Source organism: Phytobacter sp. V91 (genome assembly GCF_965644225.1).
Classification (GTDB): domain Bacteria; phylum Pseudomonadota; class Gammaproteobacteria; order Enterobacterales; family Enterobacteriaceae; genus CBFFRJ01.
The window spans coordinates 1-7251 of the sequence record NZ_CBFFRJ010000186.1; the positions used below are offsets into that span (position 1 = coordinate 1).

7 protein-coding genes are annotated in these 7251 nt (G+C 53.4%); 6 read left to right on the forward strand and 1 reads right to left on the reverse strand.

The features are described from left to right. Positions 1–503: 503 nt before the first annotated feature. The 3 genes from feoA to feoC are packed head-to-tail and all read left to right on the forward strand — an operon-like array spanning position 504 to position 3352. Entirely contained in the window at positions 504–731 is a 228-nt protein-coding gene (gene feoA / locus ACSZO4_RS23815; protein WP_437891551.1) for a ferrous iron transporter A, read from the forward strand. A 23-nt stretch (positions 732–754) separates the two neighbouring features. Next, positions 755–3073, forward strand: coding sequence for a Fe(2+) transporter permease subunit FeoB (gene feoB / locus ACSZO4_RS23820; protein WP_437891552.1), 2319 nt, complete (start codon positions 755–757; stop codon positions 3071–3073). Positions 3074–3082: 9 nt separating this feature from the next. Then, positions 3083–3352, forward strand: a complete 270-nt coding sequence (gene feoC, locus ACSZO4_RS23825; protein ID WP_437891554.1) for a [Fe-S]-dependent transcriptional repressor FeoC — start codon at positions 3083–3085, stop codon at positions 3350–3352. On the opposite strand, the gene bioH is transcribed toward feoC, so the two are convergent. Further along, positions 3353–4126 carry a pimeloyl-ACP methyl ester esterase BioH gene (gene bioH / locus ACSZO4_RS23830; RefSeq protein ID WP_437891556.1) on the reverse strand — a complete coding sequence of 258 codons (774 nt, stop codon included), beginning with the start codon at positions 4124–4126 and terminating at the stop codon, positions 3353–3355. It abuts the gene before it with no gap. A 38-nt stretch (positions 4127–4164) separates the two neighbouring features. On the opposite strand from bioH, the gene gntX reads away from it, so the two are divergent. From gntX to gntT, 3 genes are all read left to right on the forward strand, one after another. Then, on the forward strand, positions 4165–4848 hold the full coding sequence (gene gntX, locus ACSZO4_RS23835; protein ID WP_437891557.1) for a DNA utilization protein GntX: 684 nt from the start codon (positions 4165–4167) through the stop codon (positions 4846–4848). 58 nt (positions 4849–4906) lie between these two features. Then, positions 4907–5482: a Fe-S biogenesis protein NfuA gene (gene nfuA / locus ACSZO4_RS23840; protein WP_437891558.1), complete on the forward strand. Its 576-nt coding sequence runs from the start codon at positions 4907–4909 to the stop codon at positions 5480–5482. 333 nt (positions 5483–5815) lie between these two features. Then, the gene (gene gntT / locus ACSZO4_RS23845; protein ID WP_437891559.1) at positions 5816–7132 is read left to right on the forward strand and encodes a gluconate transporter; all 1317 of its coding nucleotides are present in this window, start codon (positions 5816–5818) and stop codon (positions 7130–7132) included. Positions 7133–7251 lie beyond the last annotated feature (119 nt).

Consider the following 7251-nt stretch of genomic DNA (forward strand, 5'->3'; position numbering starts at 1 on the left):
GAGCGGGCATCGTGAAAAGTCTATGTCAAAGAAAGGGTTATGTTCTCATAATTGACGATTAAATCGCACCTTCCTTAATCCCCGCGCCTGCAAGCATTTGCTCACTATTATGCTAAGCCTTCCCCAGAGAAATAATCAAAATATCTCATCAGATATTCAGTTCATTATTTAATCCTCAAATGATAATCGATTGCGTTATTACCCCGAAAACAACCTATTCCTTAATAAAACATTAAGATTAAGAAATAATTCAGAATATTTTTTCATACTTTTCAAGTAACTCTGAACATTAGGAAAATGGGATAAATATTGAGCCACATCAACGATACCGCACATTATTATTTCCCTTCATCGTCGTTCGCGGTTTAATTAGTGATGATAAAAACTATTCTCATTATCATTTTTCGTTTTAGTTATCATTCATTACTTCGCACGCTAATTAGCTGACTTTCTTTTTATTCATCTTTGATGGCGAACAGCACGCGATAAAAACAGTAGGTTCTATGCAATTCTCTCCTGACAGTACGTGGAAAATAACGGGCTTCTCGCGCGACATCAGCCCGGCGTGGCGGCAGAAGCTACTTTCGCTGGGCATGCTGCCAGGCTCATCCTTTAATGTGGTGCGGGTCGCGCCATTAGGCGATCCCGTCCATATCGAAACCCGTCGCGTTAATCTGGTATTGCGTAAAAAAGATCTTGCCTGGCTACAGCTGGAAGCGATTTCCCGTTAATCCATCCTGTTGAGATGAAGTGAATGAAAAAATTAACCATTGGATTAATTGGTAATCCGAACTCCGGCAAGACCACCTTATTTAATCAGCTTACCGGCGCCCGCCAGCGAGTGGGCAATTGGGCGGGAGTCACCGTCGAGCGTAAAGAGGGGCGCTTTTCCACAACAGACCATCAGGTCACTCTGGTTGACCTGCCAGGCACCTGGTCGCTGACCACTATTTCATCGCAGACCTCCCTCGATGAACAAATTGCCTGCCATTATATTTTGAGCGGTGATGCGAATTTACTCATCAACGTGGTGGATGCCTCTAACCTTGAGCGTAACCTGTATCTCACCCTGCAGTTGCTGGAACTGGGCATTCCCTGCGTGGTGGCGCTTAATATGCTGGATATCGCCGAAAAGCAAAAAGTACGCATTGATATCGATGCCCTTTCCGCCCGGCTGGGCTGCCCGGTGATCCCTCTGATCTCAACGCGTGGTCGCGGTATTGATGCACTGAAACTCGCCGTCGACAGGCACCAGCAAAACGACCACGGCGAACTCGTGCACTATGCGCAGCCGCTGCAACGCGAAGCTGACCAACTGGCAAAAGCGATGTCGATAACTATGCCCCTGCGTCAACGCCGCTGGCTCGGTATGCAAATGCTGGAAGGCGATATCTACAGCCGGGGCTACGCGGGTGATGCGGCACTGAAGCTGGATGCTGCGCTTGAACGTCTGCGTCATGAAATTGAAGACCCGGCATTGCACATTGCCGATGCCCGTTATCAGACTATTTCCGCCATCTGCGAAGCCGTCAGCAATACGCTCACCGCAGAACCCTGTCAGTTTACCGCCGCCGTCGATCGCATCATTCTGAATCGCTTTCTCGGCCTGCCTGTTTTTCTGTTTGTGATGTATCTGATGTTCCTGCTGGCGATCAATATTGGCGGCGCACTGTCGCCCATTTTTGATGCCGGTTCTGTCGCCGTCTTTATTCACGGTATTCAATGGCTGGGCTACACACTGCACTTCCCGGACTGGCTGGCCGTCTTTCTGGCCCAGGGGCTGGGCGGCGGGATTAATACCGTGCTGCCGCTGGTACCGCAGATTGGCATGATGTACCTGTTCCTCTCCTTCCTTGAAGATTCAGGCTATATGGCACGCGCGGCCTTTGTGATGGACAGACTCATGCAGGCGCTCGGGCTACCGGGCAAGTCCTTTGTTCCGCTGATTGTTGGCTTTGGCTGCAATGTGCCATCGGTAATGGGCGCCCGTACGCTCGACGCGCCCCGTGAGCGGCTGATGACCATCATGATGGCTCCGTTTATGTCCTGCGGCGCCCGGCTGGCTATTTTTGCAGTCTTTTCTGCGGCCTTCTTTGGCCAGCAGGGGGCGCTCATCGTCTTCTCTCTGTATCTACTGGGGATCGTGATGGCGATCCTGACCGGGTTAATGCTCAAACACACCATTATGCGCGGCGAAGCCTCACCTTTTGTTATGGAGCTTCCGGTGTATCACATTCCACACCTGAAAAGCCTGGTTCTGCAAACCTGGCAGCGACTGAAAGGGTTTGTGCTTCGCGCCGGTAAAGTGATTGTGGTGGTCAGTATTTTCCTCAGCGCGCTCAATAGCTTCTCCCTCAGCGGGAAAGCGGTGGATAACATTAACGATTCCGCGCAGGCCTCAGTCAGCCGGGTGTTTACTCCACTTTTAAAACCGATTGGCGTCCAGCCCGACCACTGGCAGGCCACCGTCGGCCTGTTTACCGGCGCGATGGCAAAAGAGGTAGTGGTGGGTACGCTGAATACCCTTTACACCGCGGAACATATTCAGGACGCGCCATTTAATCCCGCTGAATTCAGCCTGACAGCCGAGCTGAGTGCGGCCCTGAACGAAACCTGGAGCAGCCTGAAAGAGACCTTCAGCCTGAGCGTACTGGCAAACCCAATCGAAGCCAGTAAAGGCGATGGCGAGATGGAAACCGGCACTATGGGGGTAATGAGCGAGAAATTTGGCAGCGCCAGCGCCGCCTACAGTTATCTGATTTTCGTGCTGCTCTATATCCCCTGCATCTCCGTGATGGGAGCCATTGCCCGCGAGTCCAGCCGTGGATGGATGGGATTCTCAGTATTGTGGGGGCTGAATATCGCTTACTCTCTGTCGACGCTGTTTTACCAGGCCAGCAATTTTAGCCAGCATCCGACGTACAGTTTCATCTGTATTCTGGCTGTCATTCTGTTCAACGTCGTGGTGACTGGCAGCTTACGCCGGGCCAGAAGCCGCGTTGACGTCAATCTGTTAGCGACCCGCAAAACCGTCGCCAGCTGTTGCGAAAGCCCAGCGGGAGACTGCCACTAAGGCGCGCCTATGGCATCGTTAATTGAGGTTCGCAATCAGCTTGCGCTGCAAGGGCGAATGGAGGCCAGCCAGCTCAGTCATGTGCTGCATCTCTCCCGCCCGCTGGTGGAGGCGATGCTGAATCGTCTGGAAGCCATGGGTAAAGTCGTGCGGGTTCAGGAGCAGGCTGAAGGCTGTCTGACCGGCAGTTGTAAAGCCTGCCCACAGGGGAAATCAGCCTGCCAGCAGGAGTGGTGGGCGCTATCAATTCCCGCAGAGCAGGTTCGACAAAACAGCTAGTTAGCTCACCTTTTGCTTAAAAGCGCTTAACGCGTCGCAGAAAGCGTCAGGATGAGAAATAAACGGCGCATGGGCCGCTTTGGCAAAAATTATCGACTCACTTTGCGGCCAGCGGCTATCCAGCGGCGCGATGATTTTTCGCGGCACCAGCCCGTCCAGTCGGCCATATAAACGCAGGAAAGGCAGCCTGATGTCTGCCAGCGCACTGCGCAAATCAATGGTTTTGAGGATGTCCAGACCACCGTTCAGCACCTCAGAAGTCGGCATCGGCAGCGACAGCACTGCGTTTTTAAGCTGCCGCGCATCCTGCCTGGCAGTCTCAGTGCCGAGGGTTTGCAGGGCCAGAAAACGCTCCACCGTGCGCTGAAAATCCTCACTCAGTTGCTGCTGGAAACCGGCCAGAATATCGGGTTTGATCCCAGCCCAGCCCTCTTGTTCACTAAAACAGGGGGATGAAGCCACGGTGACTAATCCGCTCACGCGCGACGGTGCCATTAATGCCACCTGGCTGGCGACCAGTCCCCCCAGACTCCAGCCTAACCAGATAGCCTGCTCTGGTGCCTGAGCCAGCACAGTTTCGGCCATTTTTTCCAGCGACATTGCCGGAAAACCCGTGCTGCGCCCATAACCGGGGAGATCCACCAGATGAAGTGTAAATTGCGTACTCAGCTGTAAAGCGATGCAATCCCACACCTGCGCATTCAGTCCCCATCCGTGAAGCAGCACAAGATGGCAATCTCCCTCGCCTTTGGTTTCCCACCAGATATCGTTCATCAGCTATCTTTCTCTTTCTTCAAACAAGGAGGTTGAACATGCTAACAGTGCCAGGCTTATGCTGGCTATGCCGAATGCCACTGGCCCTCGCCCACTGGGGAATTTGCTCCAGTTGCGCCCGGACCATCCCTTTGAACCTGGCGCTCTGCCCACGCTGCGCATTGCCCGCCTTTAGCCGCACGTTACCCTGCGGCCGCTGTCTGCAAAAACCCCCGCCCTGGCAGCATATGGTCACGGTGAGCGGCTATACTCCACCGCTGAGTATGCTGGTGCATCAGATGAAATTTGCCCATCGGCCTGAGCTTTCAAGGCCGCTGGCACGCCTGTTGTTACTGGCGCTGAGAGAGGCCCGCAGAATCCGGCAACTGCCGGTGCCGGACCTGGTGGTCAATGTGCCACTCTGGTCTCGTCGTCAGTGGCGAAGGGGATATAACCAGAGTGATTTACTGTGCCGACGGCTGGCGCACTGGCTGGGATGCCGTTACGAACCTGCGGCACTAAGACGTACACGCGAGACGCGTGTTCAGCACCAGCTGAGCGCCCGTCTGCGCAAACGCAACCTGAAAAATGCTTTTCGCCTTGAATTGCCGGTTAAGGGACTCCATATGGTTATCGTGGATGATGTCGTCACTACCGGTAGCACCGTCGCGGAAATGAGCCAGTTGCTGCTACGCAATGGCGCGGCGACGGTTCAGGTATGGTGCCTGTGTCGAACCTTGTAGAGCCTCGATGATGGGCGTATTATAACCAAGTAAAATAGTCAACTATTAGGCCATTGCTATGATCCATATCTCCGATGCTGCGCAAGCGCATTTTGCTAAATTGCTGGCAAATCAGGAAGAAGGGACGCAAATTCGCGTGTTTGTGATTAACCCAGGCACGCCAAACGCAGAATGCGGCGTTTCATATTGCCCGCCAGATGCAGTGGAAGCTACTGACACCGCCCTGGAATTCACCCAACTGACCGCTTATGTCGATGAGTTGAGTGCACCGTATCTGGAAGATGCGGAAATTGATTTTGTTACCGACCAGTTGGGCTCACAGCTGACGCTGAAAGCACCAAATGCCAAAATGCGTAAAGTAACCGATGACGCCCCACTGATGGAGCGCGTTGAGTACATGTTACAGGCACAGGTCAACCCGCAGCTGGCAGGCCACGGGGGTCGGGTAACACTGATGGAAATCACCGACGACGGTTTGGCCATTCTCCAGTTTGGTGGCGGCTGTAACGGCTGTTCAATGGTGGATGTCACCCTGAAAGAAGGGATTGAGAAGCAGTTGCTGAACGAATTCCCGGAGCTGAAAGGCGTTCGCGATTTGACCGAACACCAGCGCGGCGAGCACTCCTACTACTGATAAGCCCCCAACACGTTCTCCTGTTGTCGCAGGGGAACGTGTTACCCGTATCCTTCGCAGCAAATTCCTCGTTTCAGTTTGCAATAATTTCGTGCTGTTAATATGACCCACATCTCACTTCGCAAATTTACCCGCCCCAGGTGATTCTCTTTTTACGGATGTTACCCGTATCATCCAGCCAGGTACCCAAATTATAAAAACATCCAGCTATTATTTTTAGATATGGATGTAAGCCTTATTGGTGCCACATACCAGGTTTTCTCTCCCCTGAGACTCCGGTAGATGTTGTTGAAACACTGACGTTACCCATAACAAATTAAGGCCAGGTAAATCATGCCATTAGTCATCGTTGCTATCGGTGTAATCTTGTTGTTGTTATTGATGATCCGCTTCAAGTTGAACGGATTTATTGCCCTGGTTCTGGTGGCTCTCGCCGTCGGAATGATGCAGGGAATGCCTCTGGATGCAGTGATTAAGTCAATCAAAGCGGGCGTGGGCGGAACCCTGGGCAGCCTTGCGCTGATCATGGGCTTCGGTGCAATGCTCGGCAAGCTGCTGGCAGACTGCGGCGGCGCACAGCGTATCGCGACAACCCTGATTGCTAAATTTGGTGAGAAACATATTCAGTGGGCGGTGGTACTCACCGGCTTCACCGTTGGTTTCGCACTGTTTTATGAAGTGGGTTTCGTACTGTTGCTGCCGCTGGTGTTTACCATTGCAGCCTCCGCGCGTATCCCGCTGCTGTACGTTGGCGTACCTATGGCGGCAGCGCTGTCCGTCACGCACGGTTTCCTGCCTCCGCACCCGGGCCCAACGGCTATCGCCACCATTTTCCATGCTGATATGGGTAAAACCCTGCTGTACGGCACACTGTTAGGTATTCCGACGGTGATTCTGGCAGGACCGGTCTATGCGCGTTTCCTGAAAGGTATCGACAAGCCCATTCCTGAAGGTCTGTACAACAAGAAAACCTTCACGGAAGAAGAGATGCCAGGTTTTGGCGTCAGCGTCTGGACTGCTCTGGTGCCGGTTATTCTGATGGCGCTGCGCGCGGTGGCGGAAATGGTGCTGCCAAAAGGTCACGCCATTCTGCCTTTCGCCGAGTTCTTTGGTGACCCGGTGATGGCCACCCTGATTGCGGTGCTGATCGCAGTCTTCACCTTCGGCCTGAACCGTGGTCGTTCCATGGACGACATTAACGAGACCCTGACCAGCTCAATCAAAATCATCGCGATGATGCTGCTGATCATCGGCGGCGGCGGCGCATTCAAGCAGGTACTGGTTGATAGCGGCGTGGATAAATACATCGCCTCTCTGATGCACGGCACTAACCTGTCGCCAATCTTTATGGCCTGGTCTATTGCCGCAGTGCTGCGTATTGCGCTGGGCTCGGCAACCGTTGCCGCTATCACTGCTGGCGGTATCGCTGCCCCGCTGATCGCGACCACTGGCGTGAGCCCTGAGCTGATGGTTATCGCCGTCGGTTCCGGTAGTGTGATTTTCTCCCATGTGAACGATCCGGGCTTCTGGCTGTTCAAGGAGTACTTCAACCTGACCATCGGTGAGACCATTAAGTCATGGTCCGCACTGGAGACCATCATTTCCGTCTGCGGTCTTGTTGGTTGTCTGCTGCTGGGGATGGTGGTGTAAACCCCCTCTGCGCTATGGCACAAAAAGAACCCACCGTCTGGTGGGTTCAGACTGCTGACAAAGTCCTGGCCGTGAGGCCGGGACTTTGATCTAATTAAGTCAGTGCAATTAACGGACTG